The following is a 14,331-nucleotide window of genomic DNA, read 5'->3' as shown; positions in this document are numbered from 1 at the left end:
GGTGGAGAACGTAGTTGCAGGTATGACGGAGCACAGCAACGCCGGCGGCGACCTCCCGCTGAAGACGGCGGGCTTCACCGCCGAGGAACTGGCCGAGGCGCTCGAAGCCGCGTTCGAGGGCGAAACCGCGGAGTTCCGCGTCGTCGCCAGACAGGCCCGCGATCTGGCCGACGCCGGGATCGTCGCCGAGGACCGCGGCGAACCGCTGACGGTCGCGGAGATCGTCGACAACCTCGGAGACGCGCCCGACGATTCGAGCGTCGCCGACCGCTGGAACTGGTGGCTCGGCGCGCTGGAGACCGCCTACGGCGGCTACCGCGAGTTCGAGGTCCGCGCGGTTCCGACCGAGGAGTGACCCGGCGGTCGCTGGGGCCCGGTCGACGGAACCGACTCACAAAGAGCGCGTCTCACCGACCGCCGGCGCGTCCGCGCTGAACCCCGCCGCTTCTAACTCCGCCGCGAAGTCCGCACAGCGGTCGCCGTGGTTGATCAGTATCTCCGCGTCCCGGTAGTCGTCGAGGAACGCGCGGAGGCCGGAGCGGTCGGCGTGTGCCGAGAAGTCGTACTGTTCGACGCGCGCGCTCACGGTCATCGTCCGCCCGTCGATCTCGGCGCTGCCTGTCTCGACGAGGTCCCGACCGGGCGTCCCCTCGACCTGGTACCCGGTCAGCGTGATCTTGTTCGTCGGGTTCGCACGGACCTTCGGGACGTACGTCATCGCCGGCCCGCCCGAGAGCATCCCGCTGGTGGTGACGATGGCCGCCTGCTGGTCGACGATGCGCTCGCGCTGGCCGTTGCGACCGGTGACGAACCGCGCGTGCGACTTCGCCCGGCGGAGCGCGTCGGCGTCGCGGACGAACTCCGGGTGTCGGCCGAGCATCTTCGTGACCGACTTGCCCATCCCGTCGACGTAACACGGGATGTCGTTGGCCTCGCAGACCAGCAGTAACTCCTGCGTGCGGCCGATGGCGAACGCCGGGACGATCACGGATCCGCCCTCCCACAGCGTCGTCTCGACGCTCTCGACGAATCGCGACTCGACGTCCGCGCGCGGGTCGTGTTCGACGTCTGCGTACGTGCTCTCGCAGACGACGACGTCGGCGTCGGGGCGCGCGGTCGTGCCGGCGACCAGCCGCTGGTCGTCGGTGTGGAAGTCGCCGGTGTAGAGGAGTCGCGCGTCGCCGTCGTCGCCGGACCGCGTCCGGCTGCCGGCGGGACTCCGTCCCGCCTCGTCGACGAGCACGTGCGCGCTCCCGGGGATGTGCCCCGCGTTGTAGAACGTGACCTCGTGGCCCGCCGCCTCGAACGTCTCGCCGTAGCCGTGGGTCTCGGAGACCTGCGTGACGCGCTGGACGTCGGTCTCGGTGAACGGGCAGCGGAACGTCCCGCCGTGCAGTTTGAGCGTGTCGCGCGCGAGCGTCAGCGCGAGTTCGCGCGTCGGCGGCGTCCAGTGGATCGTCGGTCGGTTGGTGCCCGAGAGCAGCGAGGGAATCAACCCGGCGTGATCGAGGTGGCCGTGACTCACGACGACCGCGTCGGGTTCCGGTGCGTCGACGGGAAATTGCGGCGGCGTGCCCGCGAGCATCCCGTAGTCGAGCAGCAGCGAGTCGTTGACGAGGATCGCGCTCCGCCCGACCTCGCGTGCGCCGCCCAGAAACCGGAGCTCCATTGCGAGAAGAAACTGGCCCGGGCGGTTTGACGCCGTCGATCGGGGATCGAGCCTGTATCCGAAACCCACTCCGAACGGCACTGGAAGGCCGGTACACCTGCCTAAACACCCAAACGTCCCGACTGGATGGCGTCAACCGCCAGTCGCCACGCCAACGCTTAACCGATCTCACACGAAAGATTATACACTATGTCTCAGCAAGTCGTTCGCGAACTCGACGTCGACGAGTACACGCTCGGGCTGGTCGGTCCCGACCAGGAGTGGGCGGGAACCGTCGCCGACGGCGGCACCGTCAGGACGCACACCCCGCCGGCGTGCTGGGGGCCGATGATCACGCCGAAGTTCCGCGGCGGTCACGAGGTGACCAAGCCCATCGCCGTCGAGGGCGCGTCGGTCGGCGACGCCATCGCGATCAAAATTCGCGACATCGAGGTGACGAGCGTCGCGACGAGCACCGGCTCGATGGCCGAGCGCGAGGGCGCGTTCGGCGACGACCCGTTCGTCGATCACAAGTGCCCCGAGTGCGGGGCCGAGTGGCCGGAAAGCGTGGTCGAGGGGACCGGCGAGGAGTCGATCCGCTGCGCGGAGTGCGGCGCGAACGCCTCCTCGTTCGGCTTCGAGTACGGGATCACGACCGCCTTCGACGACGACTACGAGGTCGGCATCACGGTCGATAAAGAAGCCGCACACGACCTCGCAGAACGAGCCGAGGAGGCGAGCGCGCTCCCGGAGAACTCCCGACAGCACCCGATCCTCCTCTACGAGCCCGCGGAGATGCCCGGGACGCTCGGGCACCTGCGGCCGTTCGTCGGCAACATCGGCACCACGCCGCCGATCGAACTACCCGACTCGCACAACGCGGGCGACTTCGGGCAGTTCCTCATCGGCGCGAGCCACGAGTGGGGCCTCGACAGCGAGGAGGAACTCGCCGCCCGCACCGACGGCCACATGGACGTCAACGCGGTCCGGGAGGGCGCGATCCTCGTCTGTCCGGTGAAGGTCGACGGCGGCGGCATCTACGTCGGCGATCTGCACGCCAACCAAGGCGACGGCGAACTCGCGCTACACACGACCGACGTCAGCGGCTACACCGAGTTCGACGTCGAGGTGGTCGAGGGCCTCGACATCGACGGCCCGATCTTGCTCCCCAACGAGGAGGACCTGCCGCACATCAGCAAGCCCTACACCGACGACGACAAAGCGCGCGGTCGGGAACTCGGCGAGCAGTACGGCGTCGACGTCGAGACAGACATGGGCCCGATACAGGTGATCGGCTCGGGCGCGACCGTCAACGACGCCACCGAGAACGCCTTCGACCGCGCCGGCGACCTCCTCGGGATGAGCGAGGGCGAAGTCCGGACCCGGTGTACGTTCACCGGCGGCGTCGAGATCGGGCGGCTCCCCGGCGTCGTCCAGCTCACGATGCTCGCGCCGATGGACGTGCTCGCCGACCGCGGGCTCGAACACCTCGTTCGCGAGCAGTACGGGCTCTGAGGAGCGCCGCGAACAGGGCGGCCGCACGGGTCACCGCGAACAACCCGCCCCCGTCAGCCGCCCCGCATCGCCGGGTGGACACTGAGCGACGCGTCCCCCGGACACGGATCGTCGAGGCCCGCGGACTCGCCGTCGACAGCGAGCCGGACGCTGGACGCGAGCCGTCCTTCGGCGTCGTAGAGGTGGTTCCTCGCCCGAGGGTAGGCGTCGACGAACGCCTCAACGGCCGCTCTCACCGTTCCGCCGTCGAAGTCGACGCTGACGTGCTTCCCGCCCGTCGCACTCCGGAGCGGACCGTACACCGTGACGTCCATACCCCCTCTCGGGGCCGCAGCCAGTTGTGTGCTTCTCCGTGGGCGGCGTCGGCCACCCGGCGCTCAAAACGAGACGTTTTCCTCGTCTCGCGGTGCCGAGGCGGTCTCCGGCGGGTTGCCACCGCGGTCGTCGTAGAACTTCCGCCCGATGTACTCGTCGCTGACGTTGCCGACGATCGTGGCGAACAGCTCTTCGGCCGAGTCGTACGTCTCCTCCCCGACGGGGCCGACGACCCCTTCGACCGTCTCCGGGTGGTCGACGTCCGGCGAGTCGAGCTCGACGGATCCGATCCGCTCGATCACCGACCGCTGGTCGATCGGGTACTCGAATTCGGCTTCGAGGTAGTCCGATAACTCCGAGATCCGCATACGTACTGACCGGGCTGTCCGGAAATAGTCGTTCTGCTATTCGGAGTAAACGCAACCAAGCGCGGCGGAAAACAGGGGATTGGTGAGCGCGGCGGCGGCGCTCACTCGTCGTCGGCCCCGTCCGCCCCGGCGTCCGCCTCGTCCTGCCCGGTCAGCTCCTCGGTGCGGAGGTCCGCGCTCGCCTCTCTGACCTCCCGCATCACGCTCGAGATCCGCTCTTCGGCTTCGAGTTCCTCTTCGACGGAGAGGTCGACGCCCTCGACCTCCAGGAGGAACTTCGCGATCTCGCTCACCTCGTACATCAGTTCGTCGAGTTCCTCGGCGGTGAAGAAGCCCGACATCGCCCCGTAGAGGAATGTCGCGCCCGACTTCCGGATCTTTCCCTCGAACGACGAGCGGGCCTGATTGACCGCCTGCGGCGTGTAGGTGTCGGTCATAAACGGAACCAGTTCCGGGAGGTTCTCGCCGATCTTCGTCATCTCGACGCCCGTCTCCGTGCGGAAGTCCGCGCACAGTCGGGCGATGGCCCACTCGCGGGCCGTGATGTACGTCCGGTCCCGGAGGAAGTCGTTGACGCGGTCGTACTGCGCGCCGTCGACCTTCTTGAAGCGCGCGTACTTCTGAACGTCCGACGGCGGGTCGTCTCCGGCAGCATCGTCGGGGCCAACGCCATCGCCGTCTGCGTCGTCGCTCGGGGCCCGGGTGGACCCGGCGTTTCCGGGGTTCTTGTCGTCCGACTGCTCAGAGTCCGATCGGTCCGCATCCGATCGGTCCGCGTCCGACACCTCGGTTTCTGACCGCGACGCGTCTGCGTCCGGTTCTGTGGCGTCGGGGGTGGAACCGTCCGGGTCAGCGTCCGAGGGTCCGGGCGAAGACCCGTCCACGTCGTCGTCGTTCATACTGCCGCGTGTCGCGCCGACGCAAAAAAGGGTTCTGTCGGGCGCAGTCGACGCCGCTCGGGTCTTCGACGGGCGTGAAACCCGCAGACCGACGAGTGGCGGGCACCCGACGATTTTTCTACTCCGGCCACGACACCGGAGCATATGAGAATTCTCTTGGGCGTCGGCGGATCTGAGGAGTCGCTCCAGGCGCTGCAGCAAACGGTCGAGCGCGCGGTCGCCGCGGGAGACGACCTGACCGTCGCGATCCTCGAGGAGGTGACCGGAGAGCGCTCCGCCGACGACATCGAGGCCGACGTCGAAGCCGAGCTCGACGCGCACGATCTGGAGGCTGAAATCCGACACATCGAAGGAAACGCCGGGAGCGAACTCGTCTCGATCGCCGAGTCGGAGGGCTTCGACGGGATCACGCTCAGCGGCGGGACCACCAGCCCGATGGGAAAGATCCAGCTCAGTAGCACCGCGGAGTTCGTCCTCCTGAACTCCCACGTCAGCGTCACCCTCATCAGATGAGTGCCAATCGCCGCTTTCCCGACACGGTCGCCGGCCCCTTTGAGAGCCCGCCGGTTCGGTTCACCGACGGCGCGGGGCGCGAGATCGAGATCCGCGCATACGACGGGAGCGACCGCGAGTACGAGGCCCTCGCGTCGATGTACGACGAGTTCGACCCGGCCGACCGCGCGCAGGGGATCCCGCCGAGCGACGAGCGGCGCATCCGCGAGTGGCTCGACAACATCCTCGGCGGCGACTGCCTGAACGTCATCGCGTGGGACGGCGAGACGGCCGCGGGCCACGCCACGCTCGTCCCCGACGGCGACGCGTCCGAGTTGGCTATCTTCGTCCTCCAAGCGTATCAGGAGGCCGGGATCGGCACGCGGCTGATGAAGGCGCTGCTCGGCTACGGCGCGGAGTCCGGCGTCGAGAAGGTGTGGCTCACCGTCGAGCGGTGGAACCAACCCGCGGTCGGGCTGTACAAGAAGATCGGCTTCGAGATCAGCGACTCCGAGAGCTTCGAGATGGAGATGGCGATCCGGCTCGGCGACGGCGAATCCGGCTGAGCGACTGTCGCAGCCGCGAACCCGATCTCAAACGGACAGCACGGGCTGGCTCGCGTACAGCAGGACGTACTCGGCGGCCTTCGCGAGCACCTCGCCGGGATCGCCGGAGACCGGTTCCCGCGGGACGACGAGGAAGTCCGCGTCGAGTTCCTCGGCGGTGTCGAGCACGACGCTGCCCGGGTGTCTGAGCTTCATCGTCGTCGAGAAGCCGTACGCCACCGACGTCGACAGCGGGACGTCGTACTCGCCGGCGATGCGCTCTGCGGTCTCGGTGATCGCCTCGCCGTCGGCGGCGACGCGCGCGTCGTCGACGTCGCCGTCCTCGATCGCCTGGACGACCTTCTCTCCGAGCACGTGGACGACGTGGACCGTCGCGTCGTACTGGGCTGCGATCGCGGCGGCGTGCGCTACCGCGTCGGCCGACTCGTCGCTCGCGTCGACGGGAGCGAGCACGAGGTCGACAGACAGCGGTCGGCGTTCGGTCATATGACCACGTGTGACGGCCGGCAGCAAAAATCCTCACTTCGAGGGCGAGGACGGACCGACAGAAAACGGACCGCCACCGACGGTGTGTGACGCGGCGACACGCTCATTAGCGAGACGATTGAAGAGAGAGCGTGCGGTACCGCTGGGCGCTCCTGTTCGTCGTGATCGTCGCCGCCGGGGCGGTGGGGAGCGGATTCGTCGGTTCGGACGGCGTCGTCAGCGGCGCGGATCCCCCACCGGAACAGCTGTTGCGACCGTCTGAGGCCGAGAGCTACGTCTGGCCCTACACGAGCCGAAGCCGTTCAGTGGACGGTCGGACTCTCGCGTTGAACGTCGTGATCGTCGGGACGCCCGAAGACGTCCGCGCGATTCTCACGGACCGGTCGGAACTGGAGTGGACGGAGGCCGACGAGGATCACGGCGTCAACAGCTCGGTGGCGGCCGAGGCGCTCAATGGATCGCTCGGCGGGGCGAATCAGACCCAGAGCCCCGAAGCGACGTCCAGCCCACAGACGGCGCAAACGGAAACTGCCACGCAGACCACGGAAGCGCAGACCACCGAACAGCGGAACGGGTCGGACTCGCTCGCGCAGCTCAACGAGTCGATCGACCTCTCGCCGTGGCAGTCGGCGCGCGGCTCCTCGCGCTATACGTACGTCGCGGACAACCTCAGTTCCGGGGAGTGGGTCGAGTCCGAGTACCAGCTCGCGACCGGGACGTATCTCGGCAGCCGGACTCACATTCGGGCGTATCCGGGACCGTCGGACAACTGGACCGCGCTGCAGGCGCACACCGAGTACTGGGACTGGTTCCGCCTCCGGCACACCGTCACGGGCGTCGAGAGCGGCGGACGGACCGTCGAGCGTGACCTCCGGGACGAGCCCTTCGTCACGGACGTCAGCCGCGTGTACCACGGCTACACCGGCGGCGGGAGCGACGGCTGGATGTCGGTGATCCGGATCACGTCGGCGAACTGGACACTGGTTCCGTCGGCGTCCGCCGACGCGCCGGCGACGCCTCGGCGCGACTGACGACGCTCGGCGTCGCCGGCCTCGTCCCCGCCGCGGCCGTCTTCGCGGTCGCCGCGACACCGGTCCGGCGGCGCGATCTGCGGGACCTCACGCTCCCGGTCGCGGCCGTCGCGATCGTCCTCGGTGTTCGTGCGGCCGGGATCGCCGCCGAGGGCGTCTTCCCGGGGACGAACCCCAAGATATTCGCCGGGGTGCTCTACCCGATACTGATCTCGGGCCCGTTCGTCGCCAGTTGGATCCTGGCTCGGGGCAGGCCGGAAACGCGGATCGCGCTCCTCGCGGCCGCCGGGTTAGGGGCCGCGTTCGTCCTCGACTGGGGCAGCGTGGGCGTGCGAGTAGTCCCGATCCGGCTCGTGTTGCACCGGTTCGCGCTCGTCGGGATCTTCGGGCTGTTCACGCTCGGCGTCGCCGACGAGAACCGCACGCTCGCCGGGGCCGGGATGGTCCTGTGGGTGGCGGTTCTCGTGGCGACGCTCTTCGGGCTCGTCTAAGGAGCGCCCGGACCGACGGTGGATCGGTAGATCACGACGCCGTCGTTCTCGTAGGCCCGCTCCCAGCGCTCGGATCGCTCGAAGGAGCGTTCGATCGTCCCGAACTGCACGGCTGGGTCGCCGCGGATCGTGTACTGCCCCTTCGGGACGTACACGTGCGTCGGCCGTTCGTCGCCGACCTCGGCCGTGACGCGTTCGACGCAAGCGGCGCTGTGGCACGACGAAACCGACTCGTAGGCCGATTCCTGCCGATCGAACGCCTCGGGGCCCTCCCACTCGACCCCCCAGTAGCCGACGAGCAGCGTCCGGTCCGTGAGCGCGGGGAACCACTCGGCGGCGTCGCCGAGGACCACGAACCGCGCGTCGGGGTCGGTCTCGGACGCGGCCCACGCCATCGCGTCGACCGCGTCGGCGTCGAGGAACTCCGGCGTCGACGGATCGGTCGCGAGCGTCGCCTCGTAGGCGAAGTACCCGCCGCCGACGACCGTCCCGAGGAGAATCACGACCGCGGCCGCCGCGGCCCGGCGGTCGACGTCGAGGTCGAACGCTTCCGACGCGGTAGCGAGTCGGGGGCGCTCACCGCCGTCGTCTCGGGCACGGACGACCGTCACGACGACCAGCGGAACCAGAATCGCGGCTACCGTGTAGGCGAACCGCGGCTGTTTGAACAGCAGTTCCGCGACGATCAGCCACGCCGGGAAGAGGTACTCCCGGCGGACGAGCAGGTAGAGTGCGGGAACCAGCGCGACGGCGATACCCGGCGAAACCTCGCCCGCGAGCGCGCTCGCGCCGCCGCCGACGCCGCCGTGCGTTCCCGACGCCGCGGTGAAGATCTCGATGCCGTGCGTCGCGACGACCCACGCGAGCCACGGGGACGCGAGCAGGGCTCCGCCCAGTCCGACCGCCAGCCCCGACAGGAACCCCGAGAGGGATCGGTCGACCAAGAGCCACAGGAGCACGTAACTCGCGACCACGAACAGCGAGTACACCGGGTGCGTGAGCACCGTCAGGCCGAACGCGAACGCGCCGAGGAGGATCGGGGCGCGGCGACGCCGCAGGGGAAGCGGTGCACCTGCCGCTCCGCGGGGGTCGTCGCCGGCGTAGATCCGGTATCCGGCGTACACCGCGACCATCGCGTAGCAGAGCGCGAACGCGCGGACGACGCCACCGGCCGAGAGGTGCCACTCCAGAATCTGAGGGTTCAACGCCACCAGCGCGACCGCCGCGGCCCCCGCGGGCCGGGACTCGGCGACGTCGCGGCCGAGCAGGTACGTGGGCACCAGCGCCGCGAGGAACCCGACGCTCGGCAGGAACCGGGAGACGGTGACCGGGTCGCCGCCGAGGTCCAGGAGGGCCGCGTACAGGTAGAACTGCAGCGGCGGGTAGGCGAACGGGACGCCGTCGGCGGTGTAGCCCGGAATCCGGGACGGGAGGAGATAGCCGTTCGCGGCGATCTCCGCGGCGATCTTCGCGTACAGCCCCGCGCCGTAGGCGGGATACTGGTTCGTCGCGAGGTAGACCGCGACGGCGACGACGCCCGGCAGGAAGGCGAGCGCGAGCCACGGGCGGTCCCGCGCGTCGAACGGGGCGGCCGCTCGCGCGTCGGCGAGGGCAGTTCGAGCCGCCGCTACCGGCGAACGGGGCCGCCCGTCCGGTGGGGAGTCGGAGGCGTCCCCGGTCATTTTCGCCCGAGACGTATCGGTGACTGGAGTTCGAGCGTCCGCCCGGACCGACGCCACTCGACGATCCCCCACGCCGGGAGCGTCACGAGGAGCACGAGCACCGCGACCCCCTCGACGACGCCGACCCACCGCGGGAACAGGTACGAGATCCCGTTGATGGCTTTCGACGGGAGCGCGTCGCTGATCCGGCCGAGGACCGAACCGTCGGTCGAGTCGGCGGTTCGCGACGGGAGGTCGAGCGCCGCCGCGCTCTCCCCGCCCGCGCTCTCGTCGCCCGTCCCGAGGCGTTCGGACTCGTAGGGGAAGCCGACCGTCGCCGACCAGACGACCTCGCCCTCGGTGTCGATCTCGAAGACGCGGTCGCCGTTGGAGTCGGTGACGAGCGTGTGCCCGTTCGGCAGGCGGTCGGCGTCGCGTGCCCACTGCATCCGCTCGTCGCTCCACGTCCACGAGCGTTCCCACGAGCCGTCGACGCGCTGGTACTCGACGATCCGACTGTTCTCGGAGTCGGCGACGAGCACCGCCGGGCCCCCGCGCTCCGCCGGGATGTAGTCCGGGTTGTGCTGTTCGTACAGCGTGTCGTGATCGCCGTCGGACCCGAGCGTCCACTCGTCCATCAGGCCGCGCTCGAAGTCGACGAAGGCCACCTGATCGTGGTTTCGGAGGCTGACCATCGCGGCGTCGCGCCCGTCGATCTCGACGTGTTCGACGTCGTTGATGTGCGTCCAGTCGTCGGGGTAGGGGCCGCCGCTCTCGACGTCGAAGTCCGACTGCGCGTCCCACTCCCACTCGGTGAGGCCGGTCGTCGTGTTCACGACGAACGCGCGGTCGCGGTCGATGTCGGCGACGAGCAGGCGCTCGTCGTCGACGCGATCGACGTCGTGCCACCGCGTGGAGTGCTTCCCGGGCGTGATCCGGCTGAAGACGTCCGTCCGCTCGCCGGTCGTGAGGTTGACGCGTTCGACGCCGTTGCGCGTGCAGACGGACTCACCGCCGCACTCGGAGGCGTCGAGGTGGTCGGCGTAGACGAACTCGACGGTGGCGTCGGTCCCGGAGACGGGGTCGACGTCCCAGTAGCGCGTGTGTCGGTTCTCGTAGTAGTCGATCCGGCCGTCCGGCGCGAAGGCGACGAGTTCCGCCTGCGCGCGCGGTGCGTCGTTCTCGTCGGCTACGAACGCGTTCGAGTCGGTCGCGACGACGGTGCCGTTCGGCCGGGGGGCGACGACGGGCGAGCGCTCGCCGTTCCGGAACGCCTGCTCGACGCGCGGATCGCCGGTCACCTGATCGTTCGTCCGCTCGGCGTGGACGTAGCCGCCGACGAGGACGGCAGCGGAGAGCAGGACGACGACCAAGAGAAGGGCACGGGTCGTCCGCAGCGGGAGAGCCATAGAGGGGTATCGTGGCAGAGAGTAATATACCGTCTGGAATGGGTCTCGGGATGGACACCCGAGTGGAGCCGCGATGTCCCAAGGGCTATTAGCATCGTGCGGCTACAGAACGGGTATGGTGAAGTCGTCGAAGGGCCCCGATATCCGACGCCGAGCCCTCCTCGGCACGCTCACGGCAGGAGCGACGGCGAGCGTCGGCGGTTGTCTTCGACGCGCCCGGTCGGTCGCGGGGTGGGATTCGAGGACGCAGGTGTCCCTGCAGATCAAGACGCTCCCCGCGGACGCGGACCCCTACGCCCTTCACGCCGCCCGTATGATCACGTCGTGGTTCCAGGAGGCGGGGATCGACGCGCAGGTCGTTCCGGTGTCCGAGGAGGAACTCCTCAGACAGGTGCTCTTGGGCCAGGACTTCGACATCTTCCTCGCGCGGACGACCAGCTTAGAGGTCGACCCGGACGTCTTATACGGACTGTTGCACTCGAGGTACGCGGACACGCGCGGCTGGCAGAACCCGTTCGGGTTCGCCGACCTCGACGTCGACGAGTGGCTCGAAGAGCAACGGGCGGAGACCGGCGAGCGGCGGCGAGACGTCGTCGACGACCTCTTGGAGTCGGTCGCGCGCTCCCAGCCCTTCACGGTCCTCGGTTTCCCCGACGAGATCCGGGCCGCACATCGGGAGAACTTCTCGAACTGGCGAGGGGCGGACGTGCAGTCCCAATACGGGTATCTGCGGCTCGACCGAGCCGCCGGAACGAGAACTGACGATGGGGGCGACGGCGGGACCAACGGCGACGGGACCGACGATGGAGACGATCCGACGGTCCTCCGCGTGGTCGGAACCGACCGTAGACCGACGGAGAACCTGAACCCGCTGTCGGTCGAGTACCGGCGGTCGGGAGTCATCACCGGGCTGCTGTACGACTCGATCGGTCACCGGACGCCGAGCGGAATGAGGCCGTGGCTCGCGGAGTCGTGGCAGTTCGCGAACGCGGACGACGATCCGCGGGCGACGGTCCGGTTGCGCCCCGACCAGACGTGGCACGACGGGGAACCACTGACCGCCGAGGACGTGAAGTTCACGTACGCGATGCTCGCGGACACGTCTCTCGGCTCCGCGGCGGGGCAGGAGGGCGAGACCGCGGCGGAGACTCGCGTTCCCGCGCCGCGGTTCCAGGGCCGAACCGACCTCGTCGACGACGTCGTGGTCGTCGATTCCTCGACGGTCGCCGTCCAGTTCACCGACTGTTCGACGGACGTCGCGGTGCGGGCATTCACCGTGCCGATCCTGCCGAAGCACGTCTGGGAGGACCGGACGGCTCCGGTCTCGGTCAGCGGGATCGAAGTGGGCGAGGCGACGGAGGCGCTCGTGACGAACAACATCGAGCCCGTCGGGAGCGGCCCGATCCGGTTCGGCCAGAACACCCCCAGAGAGTCGCTGGTCCTCGAACCGTTCGAGGACCACTTCCTGTTCGACGAATCGGACGGGAGCGGGACCGAACGGATCGATCCGCCGAAGTTCGATCGACTGACGATACAGGTCGTCGGATCCGACGACGCGGCAGTCGGCGTCGTCGACGACGGCGACGCGACGTGACCGGAACGCCCATCGGCGCGGATCTGGTCCCGCGGATCGGTCGCACCGGCGGTCTCGACCTCGTCGTGGACCGGTCGTCGGCGGCGTACCTGCTCGGATACAACACGCAGCGCGCGCCGCTCACGAACCCGCGATTCAGGAACACGCTCGCGCGGTTGGTGGATCGGTCGTCTCTCCTCGCGGACGTGTTCGACGGGTATATGCGCCCGGCCGTGACCCTCCTCGACGGGACCGAGTGGTCCCCCGACGACCTCGAGTGGAGCGGGTCCGATCCGATAACGCCGTTCCTCGGCGTCGACGGGGAGTTGAACCTCGAAGCGGTGCGGTCGGAGTTCAGAGACGCAGGGTTCCAGTACCAAGACGGGAAGCTCGTGCGGGGAACCTAAATGGCGCTCGCAGACGTACTGTTCCAGGTCGGTATCGTGGTCGCGTTCGGCCACCTCGTCGCGTTCCTCGTCGTCGTCGGATGGGATCCTCGGCCGTCAGCCGCCGGAGCGCCGCTGCTTCGGCATCGACTGCGGCGGAACCTCCGCGAAGTGATACCGACGCTCGGCGTCCTCGCGATCGTTCTCACGATCAACAAGGTCGTCCGCGACGTCGGCGTCGAGCTCTCGTGGCTCATCGGGATCAACCTGACGGGGTACATCTACCTGCTGGAGTCGGAGTTCGTCGCGGTCGTACAGAGCTACGCGAATCCGACGTTGACCGCGTACTTCGGCTTTATGTACGTCTTCGGGTACACGTTCCTGTTGACCTTCCCCGTCCTCGCCTACGCGGTGTACGAGCGAGTGCGCCCGCTTCGCGTGCTGTTTCTCACCTACATCCTCAACTACGGCGTCGGCTTCGTCTGCTACGTCCTGTTCGTCGCGTACGGGCCGCGGAACTTCATGCCCGAACTGGTCGAACCGCTGTTGTACCAGAGCTGGCCGCAGTCGCAGCTTCTCGTCCAGCAGGTGAACGTGAACACGAACGTGTTCCCGTCGCTGCACACCTCGTTGTCGGCGACGGTCGCACTGGTCGCCTACCGCTTCCGCGCCGCCTACCCGCGGTGGCTCCCGATCGCGGCCGTGCTGGCGGTCTCGATCATCGTCTCGACGATGTACCTCGGGATCCACTGGGCGACCGACGTCGTCGGGGGGATCCTCACCGCGGTCGCGAGCGTCGAGATCGCGATCCGCATCGAGGACGGGCGACTCACGGACACCTTCCGCAAGTGGCGGGGCGGGGACGGCGTCTCCGAGTGAGACCGTCCGCGGGAGACAGAACCGCCTCGGCGAGACGCGGCGGGGTCGCACCGAGCCGACGGGCTTTATTTCGGGCGGCGGCGAACGGTCGCGTATGTTCGAGACGATCGTCATCGCCACCGACGGTTCCGAGAGCGTCAGACGGGCCGTCGACGTGGCGCTCGATCTCGCCGACCGCTTCGACGCCGAGGTCCACTGCCTGTACGTCGTCGACGAAGGCGACGTCGCCTCGGCGCCGGAGCGACTCCGCGAGGAGATGCAGGCGGCGCTGGTCGAACGGGGCGAGGAAGCGATCGACGAGGTCCGCGAGTCGACGGGAAGAGACGTCGTCACCGCGATCGAGGAGGGACGGCCCGCCTCCGTCATCGACGAGTACGCCCGCGAGGTCGACGCCGACGTCGTCGCGATGGGCACCCGCGGGCGACACGGCGAGAACCGGTTTCTCATCGGCTCGGTCGCCGAGCGCGTCGTCAGGACGTGTCCGATCCCCGTGCTGACGGTTCGCCAACTCGCCGCCGACGAGGGCGAGTCGGAGTTGGCCGGAACGCCGGAGATGGGCTGACAGCACGCGTTCGGACCGTTGCCCCGGCGGCTCGGCCGGCCGGCGGTAGA

At 68.9% G+C, this 14,331-nt stretch carries 17 protein-coding genes; 10 read left to right on the top strand and 7 right to left on the bottom strand.

Annotated features, from left to right (window positions below):
* Nucleotides 1-22 precede the first annotated feature (22 nt).
* The gene (locus tag ACP99_RS03685; RefSeq protein WP_049985309.1) at nt 23-355 is read left to right on the top strand and encodes a hypothetical protein; all 333 of its coding nucleotides are present in this window, start codon (nt 23-25) and stop codon (nt 353-355) included.
* Nucleotides 356-391: 36 nt separating this feature from the next.
* On the opposite strand, the gene ACP99_RS03680 is transcribed toward ACP99_RS03685, so the two are convergent.
* Nucleotides 392-1,669 (bottom strand): MBL fold metallo-hydrolase, encoded by a 1,278-nt coding sequence (locus ACP99_RS03680; protein ID WP_049985308.1) that lies wholly within the window; start codon nt 1,667-1,669, stop codon nt 392-394.
* Nucleotides 1,670-1,858: 189 nt separating this feature from the next.
* On the opposite strand from ACP99_RS03680, the gene ACP99_RS03675 reads away from it, so the two are divergent.
* Nucleotides 1,859-3,163 carry an acetamidase/formamidase family protein gene (locus ACP99_RS03675; protein ID WP_049985307.1) on the top strand — a complete coding sequence of 435 codons (1,305 nt, stop codon included), beginning with the start codon at nt 1,859-1,861 and terminating at the stop codon, nt 3,161-3,163.
* A gap of 53 nt (nt 3,164-3,216) precedes the next feature.
* On the opposite strand, the gene ACP99_RS03670 is transcribed toward ACP99_RS03675, so the two are convergent.
* From ACP99_RS03670 to ACP99_RS03660, 3 genes are all read right to left on the bottom strand, one after another.
* Nucleotides 3,217-3,477 carry a thiamine biosynthesis protein ThiS gene (locus ACP99_RS03670; RefSeq protein ID WP_049985306.1) on the bottom strand — a complete coding sequence of 87 codons (261 nt, stop codon included), beginning with the start codon at nt 3,475-3,477 and terminating at the stop codon, nt 3,217-3,219.
* A 63-nt stretch (nt 3,478-3,540) separates the two neighbouring features.
* A complete protein-coding gene (locus tag ACP99_RS03665; RefSeq protein WP_049985305.1) occupies nt 3,541-3,846 on the bottom strand; it encodes a DUF5789 family protein in 306 nt (101 codons plus the stop codon).
* 101 nt (nt 3,847-3,947) lie between these two features.
* Nucleotides 3,948-4,745 carry a DUF5806 family protein gene (locus ACP99_RS03660; protein ID WP_049985304.1) on the bottom strand — a complete coding sequence of 266 codons (798 nt, stop codon included), beginning with the start codon at nt 4,743-4,745 and terminating at the stop codon, nt 3,948-3,950.
* A gap of 144 nt (nt 4,746-4,889) precedes the next feature.
* Between ACP99_RS03660 and ACP99_RS03655 the strand changes: the two genes are divergently transcribed.
* Together ACP99_RS03655 and ACP99_RS03650 are read left to right on the top strand one after the other, a co-directional pair.
* Entirely contained in the window at nt 4,890-5,258 is a 369-nt protein-coding gene (locus ACP99_RS03655) for a universal stress protein (protein WP_049985303.1), read from the top strand.
* Nucleotides 5,255-5,803 (top strand): GNAT family N-acetyltransferase, encoded by a 549-nt coding sequence (locus ACP99_RS03650; protein WP_049985302.1) that lies wholly within the window; start codon nt 5,255-5,257, stop codon nt 5,801-5,803. The genes ACP99_RS03655 and ACP99_RS03650 overlap by 4 nt, the downstream gene beginning before the upstream one ends.
* Nucleotides 5,804-5,830: 27 nt before the next feature.
* On the opposite strand, the gene ACP99_RS03645 is transcribed toward ACP99_RS03650, so the two are convergent.
* Nucleotides 5,831-6,289, bottom strand: coding sequence for a universal stress protein (locus tag ACP99_RS03645; protein WP_049985301.1), 459 nt, complete (start codon nt 6,287-6,289; stop codon nt 5,831-5,833).
* Nucleotides 6,290-6,420: 131 nt separating this feature from the next.
* Between ACP99_RS03645 and ACP99_RS03640 the strand changes: the two genes are divergently transcribed.
* Together ACP99_RS03640 and ACP99_RS03635 are read left to right on the top strand one after the other, a co-directional pair.
* The gene (locus ACP99_RS03640) at nt 6,421-7,320 is read left to right on the top strand and encodes a hypothetical protein (RefSeq protein ID WP_049985300.1); all 900 of its coding nucleotides are present in this window, start codon (nt 6,421-6,423) and stop codon (nt 7,318-7,320) included.
* Nucleotides 7,321-7,511: 191 nt separating this feature from the next.
* The gene (locus ACP99_RS03635; RefSeq protein ID WP_049985299.1) at nt 7,512-7,811 is read left to right on the top strand and encodes a hypothetical protein; all 300 of its coding nucleotides are present in this window, start codon (nt 7,512-7,514) and stop codon (nt 7,809-7,811) included.
* Here ACP99_RS03635 and ACP99_RS03630 read toward each other — a convergent pair.
* On the bottom strand, nt 7,808-9,493 hold the full coding sequence (locus ACP99_RS03630) for a hypothetical protein (protein WP_049985298.1): 1,686 nt from the start codon (nt 9,491-9,493) through the stop codon (nt 7,808-7,810). The genes ACP99_RS03635 and ACP99_RS03630 overlap by 4 nt on opposite strands.
* Nucleotides 9,490-10,881: an arylsulfotransferase (asst) gene (locus ACP99_RS03625; RefSeq protein WP_049985297.1), complete on the bottom strand. Its 1,392-nt coding sequence runs from the start codon at nt 10,879-10,881 to the stop codon at nt 9,490-9,492. Before ACP99_RS03625 ends, ACP99_RS03630 begins: the two co-directional genes overlap by 4 nt.
* Nucleotides 10,882-10,996: 115 nt before the next feature.
* Here ACP99_RS03625 and ACP99_RS03620 point away from each other — a divergent pair, with 115 nt between their 5' ends.
* The 4 genes from ACP99_RS03620 (at nt 10,997) to ACP99_RS03605 (ending at nt 14,281) form a co-directional block, all read left to right on the top strand.
* A complete protein-coding gene (locus ACP99_RS03620; RefSeq protein ID WP_049985296.1) occupies nt 10,997-12,475 on the top strand; it encodes an ABC transporter substrate-binding protein in 1,479 nt (492 codons plus the stop codon).
* Nucleotides 12,472-12,861, top strand: coding sequence for an ABC transporter substrate-binding protein (locus ACP99_RS20775; protein ID WP_049985295.1), 390 nt, complete (start codon nt 12,472-12,474; stop codon nt 12,859-12,861). Before ACP99_RS03620 ends, ACP99_RS20775 begins: the two co-directional genes overlap by 4 nt.
* On the top strand, nt 12,862-13,719 hold the full coding sequence (locus ACP99_RS03610; protein WP_049985294.1) for a phosphatase PAP2 family protein: 858 nt from the start codon (nt 12,862-12,864) through the stop codon (nt 13,717-13,719).
* 94 nt (nt 13,720-13,813) lie between these two features.
* Nucleotides 13,814-14,281 carry a universal stress protein gene (locus ACP99_RS03605; protein ID WP_049985293.1) on the top strand — a complete coding sequence of 156 codons (468 nt, stop codon included), beginning with the start codon at nt 13,814-13,816 and terminating at the stop codon, nt 14,279-14,281.
* Nucleotides 14,282-14,331 lie beyond the last annotated feature (50 nt).

The organism is Halobellus rufus, from assembly GCF_000739575.1.
GTDB classification, from domain to species: Archaea; Halobacteriota; Halobacteria; order Halobacteriales; family Haloferacaceae; genus Haloquadratum; species Haloquadratum rufum.
Note: the sequence above shows the minus strand (reverse complement) of the source record. Positions and strands in the feature narration are given on the sequence as shown.